Source organism: Pseudorhodoferax sp., from assembly GCF_047601025.1.
In the GTDB taxonomy this organism is placed as follows: Bacteria; Pseudomonadota; Gammaproteobacteria; order Burkholderiales; family Burkholderiaceae_C; genus Pseudorhodoferax.
This window is the reverse complement of the sequence record NZ_JASGJZ010000001.1, coordinates 626985-648599: the sequence shown is the minus strand read 5'-3', so window position 1 is coordinate 648599 and position 21615 is coordinate 626985. Positions and strand designations below refer to the sequence as shown.

General features: G+C 69.2%; 20 protein-coding genes and 2 tRNA genes. 19 read left to right on the top strand and 3 right to left on the bottom strand.

The annotated features are described in order from the left end of the window. Positions 1-26 precede the first annotated feature (26 nt). Positions 27-1406 (top strand): 30S ribosomal protein S12 methylthiotransferase RimO, encoded by a 1380-nt coding sequence (gene rimO, locus QM782_RS03115; RefSeq protein WP_415201469.1) that lies wholly within the window; start codon positions 27-29, stop codon positions 1404-1406. 72 nt (positions 1407-1478) lie between these two features. Here rimO and QM782_RS03110 read toward each other — a convergent pair. Beyond that, positions 1479-1563: transfer RNA gene (locus QM782_RS03110), tRNA-Leu, on the bottom strand. A 189-nt stretch (positions 1564-1752) separates the two neighbouring features. Further along, positions 1753-1837 (bottom strand) — tRNA-Leu (locus QM782_RS03105). Positions 1838-1863: 26 nt separating this feature from the next. Between QM782_RS03105 and rnr the strand changes: the two genes are divergently transcribed. Together rnr and QM782_RS03095 are read left to right on the top strand one after the other, a co-directional pair. Next, positions 1864-4152, top strand: coding sequence for a ribonuclease R (rnr, locus tag QM782_RS03100; RefSeq protein WP_415205575.1), 2289 nt, complete (start codon positions 1864-1866; stop codon positions 4150-4152). A gap of 42 nt (positions 4153-4194) precedes the next feature. Next, a complete protein-coding gene (locus tag QM782_RS03095) occupies positions 4195-4950 on the top strand; it encodes an SDR family oxidoreductase (protein WP_415201468.1) in 756 nt (251 codons plus the stop codon). A gap of 19 nt (positions 4951-4969) precedes the next feature. Here QM782_RS03095 and QM782_RS03090 read toward each other — a convergent pair whose 3' ends face one another. Further along, complete coding sequence (locus QM782_RS03090; protein WP_415201467.1) at positions 4970-6415, bottom strand: NAD(P)H-hydrate dehydratase; 1446 nt, start codon at positions 6413-6415, stop codon at positions 4970-4972. A 202-nt stretch (positions 6416-6617) separates the two neighbouring features. On the opposite strand from QM782_RS03090, the gene rpsB reads away from it, so the two are divergent. The 16 genes from rpsB to QM782_RS03010 all read left to right on the top strand — a co-directional run bounded on the left by rpsB (position 6618) and on the right by QM782_RS03010 (position 21609). After that, complete coding sequence (gene rpsB / locus QM782_RS03085; protein WP_415201466.1) at positions 6618-7370, top strand: 30S ribosomal protein S2; 753 nt, start codon at positions 6618-6620, stop codon at positions 7368-7370. A gap of 90 nt (positions 7371-7460) precedes the next feature. Next, entirely contained in the window at positions 7461-8384 is a 924-nt protein-coding gene (gene tsf, locus QM782_RS03080) for a translation elongation factor Ts (RefSeq protein ID WP_415201465.1), read from the top strand. Positions 8385-8472: 88 nt separating this feature from the next. Beyond that, the gene (pyrH, locus tag QM782_RS03075) at positions 8473-9195 is read left to right on the top strand and encodes a UMP kinase (RefSeq protein WP_415201464.1); all 723 of its coding nucleotides are present in this window, start codon (positions 8473-8475) and stop codon (positions 9193-9195) included. 42 nt (positions 9196-9237) lie between these two features. Beyond that, a complete protein-coding gene (gene frr, locus QM782_RS03070; protein WP_415201463.1) occupies positions 9238-9798 on the top strand; it encodes a ribosome recycling factor in 561 nt (186 codons plus the stop codon). Further along, positions 9798-10520, top strand: a complete 723-nt coding sequence (gene uppS / locus QM782_RS03065) for a polyprenyl diphosphate synthase (RefSeq protein WP_415201462.1) — start codon at positions 9798-9800, stop codon at positions 10518-10520. Before frr ends, uppS begins: the two co-directional genes overlap by 1 nt. Before the next feature lie 9 nt (positions 10521-10529). Then, positions 10530-11360 carry a phosphatidate cytidylyltransferase gene (locus tag QM782_RS03060; RefSeq protein WP_415201461.1) on the top strand — a complete coding sequence of 277 codons (831 nt, stop codon included), beginning with the start codon at positions 10530-10532 and terminating at the stop codon, positions 11358-11360. Further along, positions 11357-12529 carry a 1-deoxy-D-xylulose-5-phosphate reductoisomerase gene (gene ispC / locus QM782_RS03055; RefSeq protein WP_415201460.1) on the top strand — a complete coding sequence of 391 codons (1173 nt, stop codon included), beginning with the start codon at positions 11357-11359 and terminating at the stop codon, positions 12527-12529. The genes QM782_RS03060 and ispC overlap by 4 nt, the downstream gene beginning before the upstream one ends. Positions 12530-12539: 10 nt before the next feature. Then, complete coding sequence (gene rseP / locus QM782_RS03050) at positions 12540-13910, top strand: RIP metalloprotease RseP (protein ID WP_415201459.1); 1371 nt, start codon at positions 12540-12542, stop codon at positions 13908-13910. 65 nt (positions 13911-13975) lie between these two features. Continuing rightward, complete coding sequence (bamA, locus tag QM782_RS03045) at positions 13976-16273, top strand: outer membrane protein assembly factor BamA (protein WP_415201458.1); 2298 nt, start codon at positions 13976-13978, stop codon at positions 16271-16273. After that, the gene (locus tag QM782_RS03040; protein ID WP_415201457.1) at positions 16273-16797 is read left to right on the top strand and encodes an OmpH family outer membrane protein; all 525 of its coding nucleotides are present in this window, start codon (positions 16273-16275) and stop codon (positions 16795-16797) included. Before bamA ends, QM782_RS03040 begins: the two co-directional genes overlap by 1 nt. A gap of 22 nt (positions 16798-16819) precedes the next feature. After that, positions 16820-17812 carry a UDP-3-O-(3-hydroxymyristoyl)glucosamine N-acyltransferase gene (gene lpxD / locus QM782_RS03035; protein ID WP_415201456.1) on the top strand — a complete coding sequence of 331 codons (993 nt, stop codon included), beginning with the start codon at positions 16820-16822 and terminating at the stop codon, positions 17810-17812. Further along, entirely contained in the window at positions 17812-18252 is a 441-nt protein-coding gene (fabZ, locus tag QM782_RS03030) for a 3-hydroxyacyl-ACP dehydratase FabZ (protein ID WP_415205574.1), read from the top strand. The genes lpxD and fabZ overlap by 1 nt, the downstream gene beginning before the upstream one ends. 20 nt (positions 18253-18272) lie before the next feature. After that, the gene (gene lpxA / locus QM782_RS03025) at positions 18273-19061 is read left to right on the top strand and encodes an acyl-ACP--UDP-N-acetylglucosamine O-acyltransferase (RefSeq protein WP_415201455.1); all 789 of its coding nucleotides are present in this window, start codon (positions 18273-18275) and stop codon (positions 19059-19061) included. A 7-nt stretch (positions 19062-19068) separates the two neighbouring features. After that, positions 19069-20232, top strand: coding sequence for a lipid-A-disaccharide synthase (gene lpxB, locus QM782_RS03020; protein WP_415201454.1), 1164 nt, complete (start codon positions 19069-19071; stop codon positions 20230-20232). Then, the gene (gene rnhB / locus QM782_RS03015) at positions 20204-20848 is read left to right on the top strand and encodes a ribonuclease HII (RefSeq protein ID WP_415201453.1); all 645 of its coding nucleotides are present in this window, start codon (positions 20204-20206) and stop codon (positions 20846-20848) included. The genes lpxB and rnhB overlap by 29 nt, the downstream gene beginning before the upstream one ends. Next, the gene (locus tag QM782_RS03010; RefSeq protein ID WP_415201452.1) at positions 20845-21609 is read left to right on the top strand and encodes a TrmH family RNA methyltransferase; all 765 of its coding nucleotides are present in this window, start codon (positions 20845-20847) and stop codon (positions 21607-21609) included. Before rnhB ends, QM782_RS03010 begins: the two co-directional genes overlap by 4 nt. The last annotated feature ends 6 nt before the right edge of the window (positions 21610-21615 follow it).

Here is a 21615-nt window from a genome sequence, read left to right as displayed (position 1 = left end):
GTGGCCAGCGCGGCGACAATCACATGATGCATGTCGCCGACGTTCCCACGAAGACCCCCAAGATCGGATTCGTCAGCCTGGGTTGCCCCAAGGCCCTCACGGATTCGGAGCTGATCCTCACGCAGCTCAGTGCCGAGGGCTATCAGACCAGCAAGACCTTCGAAGGTGCCGACCTGGTGATCGTGAACACCTGCGGCTTCATCGACGATGCGGTCAAGGAGAGTCTCGACACGATCGGCGAGGCACTGTCCGACAACGGGCGGGTGATCGTGACCGGTTGCCTGGGCGCCAAGACCGGTGCCGACGGCGGCAATCTGGTGCAGCAGGTGCATCCCAGCGTGCTGGCCGTGACCGGCCCGCATGCCACGCAGGAGGTCATGGATGCGGTGCACGCCAACCTGCCCAAGCCGCACGATCCCTTCGTCGACCTCGTGCCGGCGCAGGGGATCAAGCTCACGCCGCGGCACTACGCCTACCTGAAGATCAGCGAGGGCTGCAACCACCGCTGCACCTTCTGCATCATTCCCTCGATGCGCGGCGACCTGGTGTCGCGGCCGGTGGGTGACGTGCTGAGGGAGGCGCGGGCGCTGTTCGAGGGCGGCGTCAAGGAACTGCTGGTGATTAGTCAGGACACCTCGGCCTACGGCGTGGACGTGAAGTACCGCACCGGGTTCTGGGAAGGGCGGCCGGTGCGCACGCGCATGCTGGAACTCGTGCAGGCACTGGGCGAACTGGCCGAGCCGCATGGCGCCTGGGTGCGCCTGCACTACGTGTATCCCTACCCGAGCGTCGACGAGATCCTGCCGCTGATGGCCGCCGGCCGCGTGTTGCCGTACCTGGACGTGCCCTTCCAGCACAGCCATCCCGAGGTGCTGCGCCGCATGAAGCGGCCCGCCAGCGGCGAGAAGAACCTGGAGCGTATCCAGCGCTGGCGCGATATCTGTCCGGAACTGGTGGTGCGCAGCACCTTCATCGCCGGTTTTCCGGGCGAGACCGAGCAGGAGTTCGAGCATCTGCTGGACTTCGTGCGCGAGGCGCAGATCGACCGCGCCGGCTGCTTCGCCTACAGCCCGGTCGAAGGCGCGGCGGCCAACGCGATCGCGCCGATGCTGCCCGAGCCGGTGCGCGAGGAGCGCCGCGCGCGCTTCATGGCCGTGGCCGAGCAGGTCTCGACCGAACGGCTGCGCCGGCGCGTCGGCGCCGACATGCAGGTGTTGGTGGATGCGGCGCCGGGCCTGGGCCGCAAGGGTGGCGTGGGCCGCAGCTATGCGGACGCACCCGAGATCGACGGCGTGGTGCGGCTGCTGCCGCCCCAGAAGATCAGCAAGACGCTGAAGGTCGGCGAGTTCACGCGCGCCCGCATCGTCGGCACGCAAGGCCACGATCTCGTGGCGCAGCCGGTCTGATGCGGCGTTGGCCAACAAAAAAGCCGCTGAAGATTCAGCGGCTTGCCTGTCATCGCGTCACGGCGATGGATCTGGTGCCCAGGAAGGGACTCGAACCCCCACGATGTTACTCGCTAGTACCTGAAACTAGTGCGTCTACCAATTCCGCCACCTGGGCATTTCAGGAAAACACGCATTCTAGCAATTGTTTTGGCACGGCCAACGGCATGCATGTCGCCGCGGCAAAAAAATGCGCTGGGGCGGCGCGTCTCGTCCGTAGCCGCGGCATGGCGCGGGCAACAAAAAAGCCGCTGATTGCTCAGCGGCTCCGTTGTGGTCTTTTCCGGTGTGATTGCCAATCTATGATTGGTGCCCAGGAAGGGACTCGAACCCCCACGATGTTACTCGCTAGTACCTGAAACTAGTGCGTCTACCAATTCCGCCACCTGGGCATTTCAGGAAAGAGGAAGATTCTATCATCAAAAATTCGAACTTCACGACAGGCCTGCTCGAAGAGATCGAGGGCACTGTCCAGGGACACCGCGACGGGCACGGTTTCGTGCTGCGTGACGACGGCCAGTCCGACATCTACCTGCCGTCCAACGAGATGCGCGCGGTGCTGCACAAGGACCGTGTCAAGGCCCGGGTGGTGCGCCACGACCGCAAGGGCCGTCCCGAGGGGCGCGTGGTCGAGATCATCGAGCGTCCGCCGCAGCCCATCATCGGCCGGCTGCTGCAGGAAAGCGGCGTCTGGCTGGTCGCGCCCGAGGACAAGCGCTACGGACAGGACATCCTGATTCCCAAGGGCGCCACGGGCACGGCCAAGGCCGGGCAGGTGGTGGTGGTCGAACTGACCGAGCCGCCGGCGCTGTACGGCCAGCCGGTCGGCCGGGTGAAGGAGGTGCTCGGCGAGGTCGACGATCCGGGCATGGAGATCGAGATCGCGGTGCGCAAGTACGACGTGCCGCACGTGTTCTCCGAGGCCTGCATCGCGCAGGCGCGTGCGCTGCCCGACAAGGTGCGGCCGCAGGACAAGCGGCACCGTGTCGATCTGACCGACGTGCCGCTGGTGACCATCGACGGCGAGGACGCGCGCGATTTCGACGATGCCGTGTACTGCGAACCGGCCAAGGTCGGCCGCGCGCGGTCGGCGAACGGCTGGCGGCTGCTGGTGGCGATCGCCGACGTGAGCCACTACGTAGAGACCGGCTCGGCCATCGACGTCGATGCCTACGAGCGTGCGACCAGCGTGTACTTCCCGCGGCGCGTGATTCCGATGCTGCCGGAGAAGCTCTCCAACGGCCTGTGCTCGCTGAATCCCGAGGTCGAGCGGCTGTGCATGGTCTGCGACATGCTGGTCACGGCCAAGGGCGAGATCCATGCCTACCAGTTCTACCCGGCCGTGATGTACAGCCATGCGCGCCTCACCTACACCGAGGTGGCGGCCATCCTGGCCAACACGCGGGGCGCGGAGGCGCTGCGGCGCCGGGCCCTGGTGCCGCAGCTGGAGCATCTGCACGATGTCTACCGCGCACTGCTGGGCGCTCGCGAGCGGCGCGGCGCGGTCGATTTCGACACCGTGGAAACGCAGATCGTCTGCGACGAGAACGGCCGCATCGAACGCATCGAGCCGCGCGTGCGCAACGATGCCCACCGCCTGATCGAGGAGGCCATGCTGGCTGCCAACGTCTGCAGCGCGGACTTCATCGTCCAGCACAAGCGGATCGCGCTGTACCGCGTGCACGAGGGGCCGACGCCCGAGAAGCGCGAGACCCTGCGCAACTACCTGAAGGCCGTCGGCATCGGGCTGAGCATCGGCGACGATCCGACGCCCGCCGACTTCCAGGCGATCGCGGAGGCGGCCCAGGGCCGTCCGGACGCGCAGCAGATCCACACCATGCTGCTGCGGTCGATGCAGCAGGCGATCTACACGCCGATCAACAGCGGCCACTTCGGGCTGGCCTACGAGGGCTACGCCCACTTCACCAGCCCGATCCGGCGCTATCCGGACCTGCTGGTGCACCGTGTGATCAAGTCCATCCTGGCCCGCACCCGCTACCAGCTGCCGGCACTGCCGACGCCGGGCGAGGCCCACGCCAAGCTGGCCAAGCGGCTGCAGAAGACGCGGGGCGTGCCGGCCGAGGGTGGGGACGGCGCGCCCGGCGCGCGGCCGCGCAAGGCCGACGCGGAGGTGCGGGCCTGGGAGGCCGCCGGCCTGCACTGCAGCGCCAACGAGCGCCGCGCCGACGAGGCCAGCCGCGACGTCGAGGCCTGGCTCAAGTGCAAGTACATGCGCGAGCACCTGGGCGAGGAGTACAGCGGCGTGGTGACGGCGGCCACGAGCTTCGGCATCTTCGTGACGCTGGATGCGATGTATGTCGAAGGGCTGGTGCACATCACCGAACTCGGCGGCGAATACTTCAAGTTCGACGAAGCGCGGCAGGAGCTGCGCGGCGAGCGTACCGGCATCCGCTATGCCATCGGCACGCGCGTGCGGGTGCAGGTCAGCCGCGTGGACCTGGACGGGCGCAAGATCGACTTCCGGCTGATCCGCGAGGGCGAGGAGTTGCTGGCCCGCGCGATGAAGGAAAAGGGCGTGCCGCGCGACCGCCCGGGGCCAGGCGGCCGTGTCGACGCCGGTGGCGGCCGCAGCAAGGCCCAGAAGGGCCGTGACGGCAAAGCGGGCCAGGAGAGCGCGCTGGTGCAGACGCTCAAGAGCGCCGGCAAGAAGGCCGCGGCCAAGAAGAAGGGGCGCGGACGGCGTTGAGCCGTGCGCGCCGGACGACGACCCGCAACACAGGAGAAGACGATGGGTGCGAATGCAAAGGTGGCGATCGTGACGGGGGCGGGCTCCGGCATCGGCAAGGCCGCGGCGCTGGCGCTGCTGGGCGACGGCTACCGCGTGGTACTGGCCGGGCGCCGGCGTGAACCACTGGAAGAAGTGAAGGCCGCATCGGCGGCCGGCGATGCCGCGCTGGTGCTGCCTACCGACGTACGCAGTCCGGAATCGGTGCGCGCGCTGTTCGACGGGGCGGTCCAGGCCTTCGGGCGTGTGGACGTGCTGTTCAACAACGCCGGCGTGAGCGCGCAGGGCGTCGCGCTGGAGGATCTGCCGCTGGAGCAGTGGCAGAACGTCGTGGACATCAACCTGACCGGCATGTTCCTGTGCATCCAGCAAGCCTTCCGCGTGATGAAGTCGCAGACGCCGCGCGGCGGGCGCATCATCAACAACGGTTCGATCTCCGCGACGACGCCGCGGCCCAACTCGATCGCCTACACGGCGACCAAGCACGCGGTCAAGGGCATGACCAAGACCGCCGCGCTGGACGGCCGCAAGCACGACATCGCGGTCGGCCAGATCGACGTGGGCAACGCTGCCACGGAGATGGCCATGCGCATGGCCACGGGCGTGCCGCAGGCCAATGGCGAGATCGCGGTGGAGCCGTTGATGGACGTGAACATCGTCGGCCAGTCGGTGCTGTACATGGCCAACCTGCCCTTGGAAGCCAACGTGCTGTTCCACACGGTCATGGCCACCAAGATGCCGTTCGTCGGCCGCGGCTGACCCTCCCTCCGGGCGGTTTTCAGGCGCCTGCGGCGCGTGCCAGCGCGGCCGCGGTCAGCGGCCGGCCGGTGGGCCAGCCGTCTGCGAGCGCGCCATGGCGGTACACCGCATGGCAGGCCGCTTCCCAGGCGCCGTCGCCCGCGGCCAGACGGGCGGCCAGCAGGCCGGCCAGGACGTCGCCGGTGCCGGCGGTGGCTAGGCGGGCATTGCCGGTCGGGTTGAGCACCGGCGTGTGGCCGGGAGCCGCCACCACGGTGCCCGAACCTTTCAGCACGGCCACGGCGCCGAAACGCTCCGCGAGTCGGCGCGCCGCCGCCAGCCGGTCCGCCTGGATCTCGGCAGCCGAGCCGCCGAGCAGCCGGGCGGCTTCGAGCGGATGCGGCGTCAGCACCGTGGCCAGGCCGTGCGCGCAGCGCTGGCGCAGTTGCTGCTGCAAGCCGGCGTCGGCCGCCACCGCGTTCAACGCGTCGGCGTCGAGCACCAGCCGTGCGGCTGCGTCGAGCACGGCGGGCAGCACGGCGGCAACGGCGGTGCCGCCGCCGCAGCCGCAGGCAATGGCCAGTGCGTCCAGCGCCAGCGAAGCGGGGGAGCGCCACATCAGCTCGGGCAGTTCGGTGGCGAGTTCGGGATTGCCGCTGCCGAGCGTGGCCACGTAGACCCTGCCGGCGCCAGCATGCAGGGCGGCCGAAGCCGCGAGCACCGCAGCCCCCCGCATGCCGGGCGCGCCGCCGAGCACTGCCACATCGCCGTAGCTGCCCTTGTGGCTGGCGTACAGGCGCGGCGCTGCGGTGGGCGGACCCTGCAGCCATGCGGTGGGCGGGGGCGCATCGCCGGCCTGCAGGTCGTCGAACCAGACCTGGCCCGACAGGTCGCGCCCGTGCCCGGTGAACAGGCCCGGCTTGAGCGTCAGCACGGTCAGCGTGTGCTGCGCCTGCACGGCGGTTCCGCGCGCGGCGCCGGTATCGCCGTCCAGGCCGGTCGGCAGGTCGATCGCCAGCACCGGGGCGCCGCAGGCATTCAGTGCGGCCGCGGCCGTGGCGATCGCGCCGTCCACCGGCCTGCCGCCGCCGAGGCCGAGCAGCGCGTCGATGGCCAGGTCCTCGGGCCCGAGCGCCGGCGGCGTGGCCGCGAACGGGACCTGCGCGGCCTGCGCGCGCTGCAGCGCGGCCGCTGCGTCGGCCGGCAGGCGTGCGGCGTCGCCCAGCCATTGCACCAGCACGCTCTTGCCGCGCTGCTGCAACTGCACAGCGGCTTCCAGGCCGTCGCCGCCGTTGTTGCCCGGGCCGCAGGCGATCCAGACGCGCCGCGCATGCGGTGCCAGCGCCAGCGCCAGCCGCGCGGTCGCCAGGCCGGCGCGTCGCATCAGGACCTGAGGGCCGGCGGCGGCGATGGCGGCGGTTTCGTGGCGGCGCGTGGCGGCGCCGTCATGCAGCGGCCAGGGGCGATCGGGGGTGATGGTGTGCATGGATGGGCCCGCGGGAAGTTGCGGTGGCGTGCTAGAATCCTTGGGTTTTGCGGGATGGCGCCATGCCATGGCAGATGCGGCGCACGTCGTGCCGCGCGAGCCGCAGAACGAATCGCAAACCAGTCCATAACAAGGTGTTGCGCAGGCCGTTCGGCCAAGCGCAAAACGGGCTGGATTTTAGACCCAACCTTCGGAGCAGACCATGTCCGTCACCATGCGTGAAATGCTGGAAGCAGGTGTCCATTTCGGCCACCAGACGCGCTTCTGGAACCCCAAGATGGCCCCCTTCATCTTCGGCCATCGCAACAAGATCCACATCATCAACCTGGAAAAGACGCTGCCGATGTTCCAGGAGGCGGCCAAGTTCGCCAAGGAACTGACGGCCCGTCGCGGCACCATCCTGATGGTGGCCACCAAGCGCCAGGCCCGCGAGATCGTGGCCGAGGAAGCCCGCCGCGCCGGCGTGCCCTTCGTCGACCAGCGTTGGCTGGGCGGCATGCTGACCAACTTCAAGACGGTCAAGACCTCGCTCAAGCGCCTGAAGGACATGAAGGCCCAGCAGGAAGCCGGCCTGGACAACATGAGCAAGAAAGAGCAGCTCATGTTCGCCCGCGAGATGGCCAAGCTGGAAAAGGACATCGGCGGCATCCAGGAAATGGGTGCGCTGCCCGACGCGATCTTCGTGATCGACGTGGGTTTCCACAAGATCGCCGTGGCCGAAGCCCGCAAGCTGAAGATCCCGCTGATCGGCGTGGTCGACTCCAACCACTCGCCCGAGGGCATCGACTACGTGATCCCCGGCAACGATGACTCGGCCAAGGCCGTTGCGCTGTATGCCCGCGGCATCGCCGACGCGATCATCGAAGGCCGCAACGCCGCCACCGAAGACGTGGCCAAGGCCGTGGCCGCCGAGAACGGCGACGAGTTCGTCGAGGTCAACGAAGAGGCCGCCTGAGCCTGCTTCGCGCGCGAACCTTCGCGCGACCAAAGAGGGGCTGCAGGGCCCCTTTTTTTTAGTTTGTTGCATCGAGATGGAGATTTGAAGATGGCTGCTATCACCGCAAGCATGGTTGCCGAACTGCGCGGCAAGACCGACGCCCCGATGATGGAGTGCAAGAAGGCGCTGACCGAAGCCGGCGGCGACATGGCCAAGGCCGAGGAACTGCTGCGCGTCAAGCTGGGCAACAAGGCGGGCAAGGCCGCCTCGCGCATCACGGCCGAAGGCGTGATCGCCAGTGCGATCGACGGCACGACCGGCGCCCTGGTCGAGGTCAACTGCGAAACCGACTTCGTCACCAAGAACGACAGCTTCCTGGCCATGGCGCAGGCAGCCGCCAGGCTGATCGCGCAGCACGACCCGGCCGACATCGCCGCCCTGGGGGCGCTGGCCTACGAGCAGGACAGCTTCGGCCCCACGCTGGAAGACGTGCGCAAGGGCCTGATCGGCAAGATCGGCGAGAACATGAGCTTCCGCCGCTTCAAGCGCTATGCCGACGGCGCCAAGCTGGCCGGCTACCTGCACGGAACCCGCATCGGCGTGCTGGTCGAGTACGAGGGCAGCGAAGTGGCCGCCAAGGACGTGGCCATGCATGTGGCCGCGATGAAACCGGTGGCCCTGTCGGCTGCCGACGTGCCGGCCGAACTGGTCGAGAAGGAGCGTTCCGTCGCCGCCGCCAAGGCCGAGGAGGACCGCAAGGCCGCCGAGGCTGCCGGCAAGCCGGCACAGTCCGCCGAGATCGTCGCCAAGCGCATCGAAGGTGGCGTGCAGAAGTTCCTCAAGGAAGTCTCGCTGTTCAACCAGCCCTTCGTGAAGAACGACAAGCAGAGCGTCGAGCAGATGCTCAAGGCGGCGGACACGCAGATCAAGTCGTTCACGCTGTACGTGGTCGGCGAAGGCATCGAGAAGAAGGCCGACGACTTCGCGGCCGAGGTGGCGGCGCAGGTCGCCGCCGCCAAGTCCGCGGCCTGATTCGTTCCACGGACCCCGCCTGCGGCCCGGCGACGTGACCGGGCCGCGCTACCATTCCGCTCCATCGCATCACCTGAGGAAAATGTCCATGCCAGACCAGACGCCGGTCCACAAGCGCATCCTGCTGAAGCTGTCGGGGGAGGCGCTGATGGGGGACGATGCGTTCGGCATCAACCGCGACACCATCGTGCGCATGGTCGAGGAGGTGGCCGAGGTCACGCGGATGGGCGTGCAGGTCGCCGTGGTCATCGGTGGCGGCAACATCTTCCGGGGCGTGGCCGGCGGTTCGGTCGGCATGGATCGCGCCACGGCCGACTACATGGGCATGCTGGCCACGGTCATGAATTCGCTGGCCCTGGCCGACACCATGAACAAGGCCGGCCTGGTGGCGCGCGTCATGTCGGCCATCGCGATCGAGCAGGTGGTCGAGCCCTACGTGCGGCCCAAGGCCCTGCAGTATCTGGAGGAAGGCAAGGTCGTGGTGTTCGCGGCCGGCACGGGCAACCCGTTCTTCACGACGGATACGGCGGCTGCGCTGCGCGGCGCCGAGATCGGCGCGGAGGTGGTGCTCAAGGCCACTAAGGTGGACGGGGTGTATACGGCCGATCCGAAGAAGGACCCGACCGCCACGCGCTACGGCCGTATTTCGTTCGATGAGGCGATCTCGCAGAATCTGGGCATCATGGACGCCACGGCCTTCGCGCTGTGCCGTGACCAGAAGCTGCCGATCAAGGTGTTCTCGATCTTCAAGAGCGGCGCGCTCAAGCGCGTGGTGCTGGGCGAGGACGAAGGCACCCTGGTCTATGCCTGAGGCGCGCTGTTCCGGCGCCCATTCGACAAGTCGGAGAGAGCAATGACGATTGCAGACATCAAGAAGACGGCGGACAGCCGCATGGACCAGTCGCTGGTCGCGCTGAAGAGCGCGCTGGCCCGCCTGCGGACCGGCCGCGCCAATCCGGCTCTGTTGGACGCCGTGCAGGTCGAGTACTACGGTTCCCTGGTGCCGATCAGCCAGGTGGCCAACGTGTCGCTGCTCGATGCGCGCACGATCAGCGTGCAGCCCTGGGAGAAGGGCATGGGCGCCAAGATCGAGAAGGCGATCCGCGAGAGCGACCTGGGCCTGAACCCGGCTTCCATGGGCGACCTGATCCGCGTGCCCATGCCGGTGATGAGCGAGGAACGCCGCAAGGAACTGACCAAGGTCGCGCGCAGCGAGGGCGAGGGCGCCAAGGTGGCGATCCGCAACCTGCGCCGTGACGCCAACGAGGCGATCAAGAAGCTGGTCAAGGACAAGCAGGCGTCCGAGGACGACCAGAAGCGTGCCGAGGCCGAGATCCAGAAGGTCACCGACAAGCACATCGCCGAGGTCGACCACATCGTGGCGGCCAAAGAGCAGGACATCCTGGCCGTCTGATGAGGCAACCCGGGGGCGCCGTCCCGCGCCACATCGCGATCGTGATGGACGGCAACGGCCGCTGGGCGACCCGCCGCTTCCTGCCGCGCGTGGCAGGCCATCGCCAGGGCGTCGAATCGCTGCGCCGCTGCGTGCAGGCCTGCCTGGACCGCGGCGTGCAGGTGCTCACGGTGTTCGCCTTCTCCTCGGAGAACTGGGACCGTCCCCAGGACGAGGTCTCGGGCCTGATGTCGCTGATGGTCAGCGTGCTGGCCAAGGAAGTGGCCCCGCTGAAGACCAACGGCGTGCAGCTGCGCTTCGTCGGGGCGCTCGACGCCCTGTCCGAGAAAGTGCGCAACGGCCTGCAGCAGGCCGAGCGCGACACGGCCGGCAACCGGCGCCTGGTGCTGAACATCTGCTTCAACTACGGCGGACGCTGGGACATCGCGCAGGCGGCGCGCCGCGTGGCCGCTTCAGGCCAGGAGATCACCGAGGCCAGCCTGAACGCCGCCATGGCGCTGGCGCACGTGCCCGATCCCGATCTCGTGATCCGCACTGGCGGCGAGTTCCGCATCAGCAACTTCCTGCTGTGGCAGTCGGCCTATTCGGAGTTCGTGTTCAGCGACAAGCTCTGGCCCGACTTCGATCCGCAGGCGCTGGACGAGGCCATCGCTGCCTACGGAAAGCGCGAGCGGCGTTTCGGCAAGACGTCCGAGCAGGTGGTCGGCCGCCAGCCGGCCTGAGGCCTGCCCATGCTGCGCACGCGTATCCTCACGGCGATCGTCCTGCTGGCGATCCTGCTGCCGGCGCTGTTCTACCGGGACCCCGCGCCGTTTTGCGCACTGGCGCTGGTCATGATCGCCGCGGGCGCCTGGGAATGGGGGCGCCTGAACCAGTGCGGGCAGGCCGCTTCGGTCGCCCTGGCCGTGGTCACCGCCGGCGTGTGTGCGGCCGCCTGGCAGGCCGGCTGGCTGACGGCGCCCTTTGCCGCGCTGTGGACGCTGGCCGGCGGCGCCTGGGTGCTGGCCGGCGTGCTGTTGCTGCGGCGGGGCGTGGCCGGCTGGGCAGGCATTCCCGCGGCGCTGCGCATTCCCGGCGGCCTGCTGGCGCTGTGCCTGGCCTGGTTGGCGGTGGCCCAGGCACGGGTGATCGGCATCGGCTTCCTGCTGTCGGTGCTGACGCTGGTCTGGATGGCCGACATCGGGGCCTATTTTTCCGGCCGCACCTTCGGGCGCCGCAAGCTGGCGCCCGGGATCAGCCCGGGCAAGAGCTGGGAGGGCGTCTATGGCGGCGCGATCGGCGTGCTGCTGCTGGCCGCGGGCTGGATCCTCGTCGACGGTGTCGCGGGCGGCAACCTCTACAGCCGCATCTGGCGCGCCGCGCCCTGGCTGGTTCCGCTGGCCGTGCTGCTGCTGTGCGCCATGAGCGTGGTCGGTGACCTGGTGGAATCGCTGGTCAAGCGCAGCGCGGGCGCCAAGGACAGCAGCGGCCTGCTGCCGGGCCATGGCGGCGTGCTGGACCGCGTCGACGCGCTGCTGCCGACGCTGCCGCTAGCCATGATGCTGTATTGCCTGCTCGCATGAAGCAACGCCTGAGCATTCTGGGCTCCACCGGCTCCATCGGCGTCAGCACGCTGGACGTGGTGGCGCGCCATCCCGACCGCTTCGAGGTGCTGGCGCTCACGGCCGCCACGCAGGTGGAGACGATGCTGCGGCAATGCGCGCAGTTCCGCCCACGCTATGCCGTGATGGCCGATGCGCAGGCCGCCCGCGCGCTGCGCGAGCGGGTGCGGGCCGAGCGGTTGCCGGTGCAGGTGCTGGCTGGCGCCGAGGCCATTGCCGAAGTCGCTGCGCATCCCGACACGCATGCCGTGATGGCCGCCATCGTCGGCGCGGCGGGCCTGGCGCCATGCCTGGCGGCGGCGCGCGCCGGCAAGCGCCTGCTGCTGGCCAACAAGGAGGCGCTGGTCGTGGGCGGCGAGGTCTTCCTGCATGCCGTGCAGGCCGGCGGCGCGCTGCTGCTGCCGATCGACAGCGAGCATTCCGCGGTGTTCCAGTCGCTGCCCGAGGATGCGTCGACCTGGGCACGCCGCATCGAGAAGATCATGCTGACTTCCTCGGGCGGCCCGTTCCGTACGCGCGATCCGGCGACGTTGCGCGAGGTCACGCCCGAGCAGGCGTGTGCGCATCCGAACTTCGCGATGGGCCGCAAGATCTCGGTCGATTCCGCGACCATGATGAACAAGGCGCTGGAGGTGATCGAGGCGAGGTACCTGTTCGGCGTCGCGCCGGAGCGGATCGAGGTGGTGATCCACCCGCAGCAGATCATCCATTCCATGGTGCAGTTCCAGGACGCGTCGGTCATGGCGCAGCTGGGCACCCCGGACATGCGTGTGCCGATCGCCTACGGCCTGTCCTGGCCCGAGCGCATCGAGAGCGGCACGCCGCGGCTGGATTTCGCACGCATGGCGGCCATGACCTTCGAGGCGCCGGACCCGGTGCGCTTTCCATGCCTGGGCCTGGCCTGGGACGCCTTGCGCGCGCCGCCCGGCACCTGCGCGGTGCTGAACGCCGCCAACGAGGTGGCGGTGGCCGCGTTCCTGGCGGGCCGCATCCGCTTCGACCAGATCCACGGCCTCAACCTTGCAACTTTGGAGCGGGTGCAGCCCTCCAATCCCGGAACGCTGGGGGACCTGCTGGCGCTGGACGCGCAGGCGCGCGCAGTGGCGCAGCAGGGGATCGCCAGCCTGTGAAAGGAACGCCATGCTGACCGTCGCGGCCTTCGTCGTGGCCCTGGGCCTGCTGATCGCGGTGCACGAGTACGGCCACTACCGCGTCGCGGTGGCCTGCGGTGTCAAGGTGCTGCGCTTTTCCATCGGTTTCGGCAAGATCCTATGGCGCTGGCAGCCCAAGGGCTCACCGACCGAGTTCGTGATCGGCGCCTTTCCGCTGGGCGGCTACGTGAAGATGCTGGACGAGCGCGAGGCGCCGGTGGTCGCCGGCGAGCGGCACCTGGCATTCAACACGCAGAGCGTGGGCCGCCGGGCCGCCATCGTGGCGGCTGGCCCTGCCGCCAACCTGCTGCTCGCCGCGCTGCTGTACGCAGTCGTCAGCTGGATGGGCGTGGAGGAGCCGCGCGCCGTGCTGGCCAGTCCCACGCCGGCATCCATCGCCGCCCAGGCCGGTCTGCGCGGCGGCGAACGGGTGCTGCGCGCCGGCTGGGAGGACGACGACCTGCAGCCGTTGCAGTCGTTCGAGGAGCTGCGCTGGCTGCTGACGCGCGGCGCGCTCGATGGCCGCGACCTGCGCCTCGAAGTGGCGCCGCAGGACGCCGAAGCCGGGCGCGGCGTGCACGAGGTCACGCTGCCACTGGCGCGGCTGCAGGCGCACGAGGCCGACGCCGGCCTGTTCCGCAGCATCGGCATCGTGGCGCCATGGACGCGGCCGCTGGTCGGAGAACTGGTGCCCGACGGCGCCGGTGCCCAGGCCGGATTGCGCAGCGGCGACCTGGTGCTGGCCATCGGCGAGACCCCTATCGTGGACGGCCAGCAACTGCGCGAGACCATCCGCCGCTCCGTCGACGAGGACGCGCCGCGGCCGCAGCGCTGGCGCATCGAGCGCGACGGCCGCGTGCTGGATCTGGTCGTGGCGCCGCAGCCGCAGCGCGAGGGCGAGCAGTGGATCGGCCGCATCGGCGCCTACGTCGGCGCGCCTCCGGCCATGGTCACCGTCCGCCACGGCCTGTTCGACGGGCTGTGGAACGGCGTCGCGCGCACCTGGGAGGTCTCGGCGCTGACGCTGCGCATGATGGGCCGCATGGTGATCGGCGAGGCCTCGCTCAAGAACCTCAGCGGTCCGCTGACGATCGCCGACTACGCCGGCAAGTCGGCCAGCCTCGGCCTGACGCAGTACCTGGTGTTTCTGGCGCTGATCAGCGTCAGCCTGGGCGTGCTGAACCTGCTGCCGCTGCCGGTCCTCGATGGAGGGCACCTGATGTATTATCTTTGGGAGGCCGTGACGGGCAGGGGTGTGTCGGATGCATGGATGGAACGCATGCAGCGCACCGGGGTCGCCCTGCTGCTCGTGATGATGTCCATCGCCTTGTTCAACGACGTGACGCGAATCTTCGGCTGACCGGGCGCCCACCCCTCCTGCTGCCGACCCGCCTCGCAGATGCCGTCAGCCCGCCATCTTCATCCATGAAACATCCCAAGCATCGCTTCCGCACGCGCGCGCTCATGACGGCCATGGGCCTGCTGTTCGCGGCCCAACAGGCCTGGGCGGTCGACCCCTTCAAGGTGCGTGACATCCGCATCGAAGGCCTGCAGCGCGTCGAGCCGGGCACCGTGTTCGCCTCGCTGCCGTTCCGCGTGGGCGACACCTACTCGGACGAGATGGGCGGCTCGGCGATCCGGGCGCTGTTCGGCCTGGGCCTGTTCACCGACGTGCGCATCGAGGTCAGCGGCGACGTGCTGGTGGTGGCGGTGCAGGAGCGCCCGACGGTGGCCGACGTGGAGTTCGCCGGCGCCCGGGAATTCGACAAGGACGCGCTGAAGAAGGCCCTGCGCGACATCGGCCTGACCGAGGGGCGGCCGTTCGACAAGGCCCTGGCCGACCGCGCCGAGCAGGAGCTCAAGCGCCAGTACATCAACCGCAGCCTGTACGGCGCCGAGGTCGTGACCACCGTCACGCCGATCGAGCGCAACCGCGTGAACCTGACCTTCACGATCACCGAGGGCGAGCCGGCCAAGATCAAGAACATCCGCATCGTCGGCAACAAGGCCTTCAGCGAGTCCACGCTGCGCGACCTGTTCGAATTGGACACCGGCGGCTGGCTGAGCTGGTACACCAAGTCCGACCGCTACTCGCGCGCCAAGCTCAACGCCGACATCGAGACGCTGCGCTCCTACTACCTGGCGCGGGGCTACCTGGAGTTCCGGGTCGAGTCGACCCAGGTCGAGATCTCGCCGGACAAGCAGGACATCACCATCGTGCTGAACATCTTCGAGGGCGAGCGCTACGTGGTGTCCGGCGTGCGGCTGGATGGCAACTTCCTCGGCCGCGACGACGAATTCAAGTCCCTGGTCACGATCCGTGCCGGCGAGCCCTACAACGCCGACCGCGTGGCCGAGACCACCAAGGCCTTCCGCGACAACTTCGGCAACTACGGCTTCGCTTTCGCCAACGTCGAGGCCCGGCCCGAGATCGACCGCAGCAACAACACCGTGGCGCTGCTGCTGACGGCCGAGCCCTCGCGGCGCGCCTATGTCCGGCGCGTCAACGTCGTGGGCAACACGCGCACGCGCGACGAGGTGATTCGCCGGGAGTTCCGGCAGTTCGAGTCGTCCTGGTACGACGGCAACAAGATCCGCCTGTCGCGCGACCGGGTCGACCGGCTCGGCTACTTCACCGAGGTCAACATGGAGACGCTGGAAGTGCCCGGCGTGCCCGATCAGGTTGACCTGCAGGTCACCGTGGTCGAAAAGCCGACCGGCAGCATCCAGATGGGCGCCGGTTTTTCCAGTGCCGAGAAGCTCGCCCTGTCGTTCGGCATCAAGCAGGAGAACGCGTTCGGCTCGGGCAACTATCTGGGCCTGGACATCAACACCAGCAAGTACAACCGCACCATCGTGTTGAACACGGTCGACCCGTACTTCACGACCGATGGCGTGTCGCTGTCGCTGGACCTGTTCCACCGCAACTCCCGCCCCTATAGCGACCAGGGTGGCAACTACCAGCTGGAGACCACCGGCGCTGGCCTGCGCTTCGGCGTGCCGTTCAGCGAGATCGACACGGTCTATTTCGGCGGCACGGTCGAGCGCACGACGATCAAGCCCGGCACCAACATCCCGGCGGCGTACCTGGCGTATGCGGACCAGTTCGGCTACACGAGCTATTCGTTCCCGCTGTCCGTCGGCTGGTCGCGCGACGACCGCGACAGCACGCTGGCGCCCACGCGCGGCCGCATGCAGAAGCTCAACGGCGAGATCGGCCTGATCGGCGATGCGCGCTACCTGCGCGGCAGCTACCAATACCAGCACTACATTCCGCTGAACAAGCAGTACACGCTGGCCTTCAACGGCGAGTTCGGCTACGGCAAGGGCCTGTCCGGCCATCCGTTCCCGGTGTTCAAGAACTTCTATTCCGGCGGCCTGGGGTCGGTGCGCGGCTTCGAGCAGGGCACGCTGGGCCCGCGCGACGTGACCGGTTCCGTGATCGGCGGCACCAAGAAGATCACGCTGAATGCCGAGGTGCTGACGCCGTTCCCCGGCGCCGGCAACGACCGCACGCTGCGTATGTTTGGCTTCCTCGACGTCGGCAACGTCTACGGCGAGAACGAGAAGTTCGAGTTGAGCGACATGCGCGCCTCGGTTGGCATCGGCGTCAGCTGGATTTCCCCTGTCGGCCCGCTGCGCTTGGCGATCGCCAATCCCGTGCGAAAGTTCGCGGGCGATAAAATCCAGAAACTTCAATTCCAGATAGGTACGACCTTTTAATGAAGACTTTCTTGCGTCCCTTCGGAGCAGCGCTGCTGCTGAGCTTGGCTGCGGCATGCGCGCATGCGCAGGCGGAAGAAGTCGTCCGGATCGGCTTCATCAACATCGACCGCCTGCTGCGCGAGGCCAACCCGGCCAAGCAGGGGCAGAGCAAGCTGGAGGCGGAATTCTCCAAGCGTGAAAAAGACCTGATGGAAGCGGGCAACCAGCTCAAGTCCGCCTCCGAAAAGTTCGAGCGCGAGGCGCCGACCATGGCCGAGAGCCAGCGCGCCGCGCGCCAGCGCCAGCTGGCCGAGCAGGACCGCGATTTCCAGCGCAAGCGCCGCGAGTTCCAGGAAGACCTGAACGCGCGCAAGAACGAGGAACTGCAGCAGGTCATCGACAAGGCCAACCGCGTGATCAAGCAGGTCGCCGAAACCGAGAAGTACGACGCCATCCTGCAGGAGGCGGCGTACATCAACCCCAGGCTCGACATCACCGACAAGGTCATCAAGGCTTTGAACGCGGCCAGCCCGGCCAAGTGAGCGTCCGGACGCCCGATCTGACGTGGCACTGGCTCTAGGCAGCATCGTCGACGCCCTCGGGGGGCAATTGCACGGTGATCCTGCCGTGCGCATCGAGGGACTGGCGCCGATCGCCACGGCGGGGCCGGAGCAGATCAGCTTCCTGAGCAACCCCAAGCTGCAGCCGCAGCTGGCCGCCTGCCGGGCGGCGTGCGTGATCGTGGCGCCGGCCGCGCAGGAGGCGGCGCGTGCGCGCGGCGCCTGCATCGTCGCCGACGACCCCTATCTGTATTACGCGCGGCTCACGCAGCTGTGGAAGCGCGCACACGCGCCGGCGCGGACCGGCGGCGTGCATCCCAGCGCCGTGGTGGACGCCGAGGCCGAGGTGCATCCGACCGCCTGGATCGGCCCGCTGTGCGTGGTCGAGCGCGGCGCGCGCGTGGGCGCCGGCACCGTGCTGACCTCGCGCGTGACGATCGGCGAGCGCTGTGTCGTGGGCGAGCGCTGCACGATCCAGCCCGGCGCCGTGATCGGGGGCGACGGCTTCGGCTTCGCGCCGGCCGGCGGGCACTGGGAGAAAATCGAGCAGCTTGGCGCCGTGTGCATCGGCAACGACGTGGACATCGGCGCCAACACCTGCATCGACCGCGGCGCACTGGGCGACACGGTGATCGAGGACGGCGTCAAGCTCGACAACCTGATCCAGATCGCCCACAACGTGCGCATCGGGCGGCACTCGGCGATGGCCGGCTGCTCGGCCATCGCTGGCAGCACTACGGTGGGCGAGCATTGCACGATCGGCGGCGCGGCCGTGGTCACCGGCCATGCGACGATCGCGGACCATGTGCACATCGGCGGCGGCGCCTCGGTGACCGGCAGCGTCCGCAAGGCCGGTGCCTACGGCGGTGTGTTTCCGCTGGACGAATTCGGCAAATGGGAGAAGGCCGCGGCCACGCTGCGCCAGCTTCCCGCCCTGCGCGAACGCCTGCGCGCGCTGGAGCGCCAGGCCGCCGCACGAGACCAAGAGAAGACATGATGATGGACATCCACCAGATCCTGAAGAAGCTGCCGCACCGCTACCCGATCCTGCTGGTGGACCGCGTGCTGTCCATCGAGAAGGACCGGCGCATCCAGGCGCTGAAGAACGTTTCCATCAACGAGCCCTACTTCGTCGGCCATTTCCCGAACCGCCCGGTCATGCCCGGCGTGCTGATGCTGGAAGCGATGGCCCAGGCGGCGGCGCTGCTGTCGTTCGCCAGCAGCGGCGAGGAATTGGACGACAACACCGTCTACTACTTCGCGGGCATCGATGCCGCGCGCTTCAAGCGGCCGGTGGAGCCGGGCGACCAGCTGGTGCTGGACGTGGAACTGCTGCGCATGAAGGCCGGCATCTACAAGTTCAAGGGCACGGCCAGCGTCGGCGACGCAGTCGCCTGCGAAGCCGAGCTGATGTGCACCATGCGCCGCGTGGCCTGAGCCGCGAAGGGGCGGGGCGCATGGCCGACATCCATCCCAGCGCGATCGTCGATCCCGCGGCCGAGCTGGACGCCGCGGTGCGCATCGGCGCGTTCAGCGTGATCGGTCCGCACGTGCGCATCGGTGCCGGCACCGAGATCGGTCCGCACTGCGTGATCGAGGGCCGCACCACGATCGGCCGCGACAACCGCATCTTCCAGTTCGCGTCGCTGGGTGCCGTGCCGCAGGACAAGAAGTACGCCGGCGAGCCGACCGAGCTCGTGATCGGCGACCGCAACGTGATCCGCGAGTTCTGCACCTTCAACCTGGGCACGGTGCAGGACGTCGGCGTGACCCGCGTCGGCAGCGACAACTGGATCATGGCCTACGTGCACATCGCGCACGACTGCCAGGTCGGCGACCAGGTCACGATGGCCAACAACGCCACGCTGGCCGGCCACGTGCAGGTCGGCGACTGGGTCACCGTCGGCGGCCTGACCGGCGTGCTGCAGCGCATGCGCATCGGCGCGCACGCCATGGTCGGCTTTGCCAGCCACGTCAACAAGGATGTGCCGCCGTTCATGGTGGTCGATGGCAATCCGTTGCAGGTGCGCGGTGTCAACCTGGTCGGCCTGCGCCGGCGCGACTTTTCCGCCGTGCGCCTGGCCGCCATTCGCGAGATGCACAAGCTGCTGTACCGGCAGGACAAGGTGCTGGACGATGCCGTCGCTGCGATTGGCGACCTGGCAGCGCAGCAGCCGGAGGCCGCGGGCGATGTCGCGGCGATGCTGGCGTTCCTGAAAAGCTCGGCCAGCGGCATTGCGCGCTGACCCGGCCATGGCGGACGACGCCCCGGCCCGGCGCTGCGCGATGGTGGCCGGAGAAGCCTCCGGCGATCTGCTGGCCGGCCTGCTGCTCGACGGCTTGCGGGCGCGCTGGCCGGACCTGCAGGCAGCCGGCATCGGGGGGGCGCAGATGCGCGCGCGGGGCTTCCAGGCCTGGTGGCCCTGCGAGACGCTGGCGGTGCGCGGCTACCTGGAGGTGCTGCCGCACCTGCGCCGGCTGCTGGCGATCCGGCGCGAACTCGGCGACCGCCTGCTGCGCGAGCGGCCGGACGTGTTCATCGGCATCGATGCACCGGATTTCAACTTCGGCCTGGAGGCGCGGCTGAAGAATGCCGGCATCCCGACCGTGCATTTCGTCAGCCCGTCGTTCTGGGCCTGGCGTGCGCGCAAGGTGGAGACGCTCAAGCGCAGCGCCGACCACGTGCTGTGCATCTTTCCGTTCGAGCCGGAGCTGCTGGCCGCACACGGCGTGGCGGCGACCTATGTCGGCCATCCGCTGGCCAGCGTGATCCCGCTGGAGCCCGATCAGCAGCAGGCGCGCGAGGCGCTGGGCCTGCCGGCGCAGGGCGAGGTGGTGGCGGTCCTGCCCGGCAGCCGGCGCTCGGAGATCCAGCATCTGGCGGCCCGCTTCTTCGCCGCCGCAGGATTGCTGCTGCAGCGCCGGCCGCAGCTGCGCTTCGTGGTGCCGGCCGTGCCAGCGCTGCAGGCCGAGATCCGCAGGCTGGCCGAGGCGTCGGGCCTGGGCGGGCGCCTGCTGGTGGTGCCGGGCCAGCCGCATGCCGTGCTGGCGGCCTGCGACGTGGCCCTGGTGGCCAGCGGCACGGCCACGCTGGAGACGGCGCTGTTCAAGCGGCCCATGGTCATCGCCTACCACATGAACCGGCTGTCGTACTGGCTCATGCGCGGGCGCAACCTGCAGCCGTGGATCGGCCTGCCGAACATCCTGTGCCGCGACTTCGTCGTGCCCGAGCTGATCCAGGACGCGGCCACGCCCGCCGCCCTGGCCGATGCGCTGGAGCGCTGGCTGCGCCTGCGCACGGAATCCCCGGAGACAATCACGGCCCTGCAACAACGGTTCATGGCGCTGCACCTGGAGCTGCGGCGCGACACTGCGCGACTGGCGAGCGATGCGATCGAGAAGATTCTTGGCGGCTGAGCAGCAGGTGCTGCACTGGACCGCCTCCGGCCTCCTGGCCGGCGTGGACGAGGCGGGCCGCGGCCCGCTGGCCGGCCCGGTGGTGGCGGCCGCGGTGATCCTGGACGAGCGCCGGCCGATCGCCGGCCTGGCCGATTCCAAGGCGCTGACGCCGCTGCGCCGCGAGCGCCTGTACGACGAGATCCGCGAGAAGGCCCTGTGCTGCGCGATCGGCGAGGCGTCGGTCGCGGAGATCGACAGCCTCAACATCCTGCAGGCCACGCTGCTGGCCATGCAGCGCGCCGTGCGCGGCCTGCGGCTCAAGCCGGCGCGCGTGCTGGTGGACGGCAACCAGCTGCCGGTGCTGGACGTGCTGTCCGAGGCCGTGGTCAAGGGCGATGCGCTGGTGCCGGCGATCTCGGCGGCATCCATCCTGGCCAAGGTGCACCGCGACCGCTGGTGCGCCGAGGTGCACGCGCAGTACCCGCAGTACGGCTTCCACGCGCACAAGGGCTATGGCACGGCAGCCCACCTGGAGGCGCTGCGCGTGCACGGCGCCTGCGCGCTGCACCGGCAGTCCTTCGCGCCGGTGCGGGCGGCCGGTCTGCGCGTGGCCGGCGTGGATCGGCTGTCGTGAGCGTGCTCGACATCCGCTCGCGCGACAACGCGCAGTTCAAGGACCTGCGCCGGCTGGCGCAGGACAACGGCGCCTACCGCCGCCAGGGCCGCGTGTTCGTGGAGGGCGACCACCTGTGCCGTGCCGCGCTGGCGCGCGGCTGGCGTCCGGCGCAGCTGGTGTGCGCCGAACGGGCGGTGGACGCCGCTTCCGTGCTGGCGCTCGATCCGGCCGTGCCGCAGCTGCGCCTGGCCGATGCGCTGTGGGCACAGCTCAGCGTGCTGGAGTCGCCGGCCGGCTTCGGCCTGGTGCTGGCGCTGCCGCAGGACCCGCCGCTGCAGCCCGGCGCCGCCACCGTGGTGCTGGACCGGTTGCAGGATGCCGGCAACGTCGGCTCCATCCTGCGCAGCGCGGCGGCCTTTGGCTTTCGCCAGGTGCTGGCGCTGCGCGGCACGGCCGGCCTGTGGTCGCCCAAGGTGCTGCGCGCCGGCATGGGCGCGCACTTCGGCCTGCGGCTGATCGAAGGCGCAGCGGAGGACGACGTGGTGGCGCTGCAGGTGCCGCTGGTGGCGACCAGCTCGCACCACGGCGGGTGGCTGCACGAGGCGGCACCGCCGCATCCCTGCGCCTGGCTGCTGGGCCACGAAGGGCAGGGCGTGTCGCCGGGGCTGCTGGCACGCGCGGCGTCGACGATCCGGATCCGCCAGCCGGGTGGCGAGGAATCGCTGAACGTCGCGGCCGCGGCGGCGATCTGCCTGCACGCCAGCGCCGCGCCGGACTGAATGGCC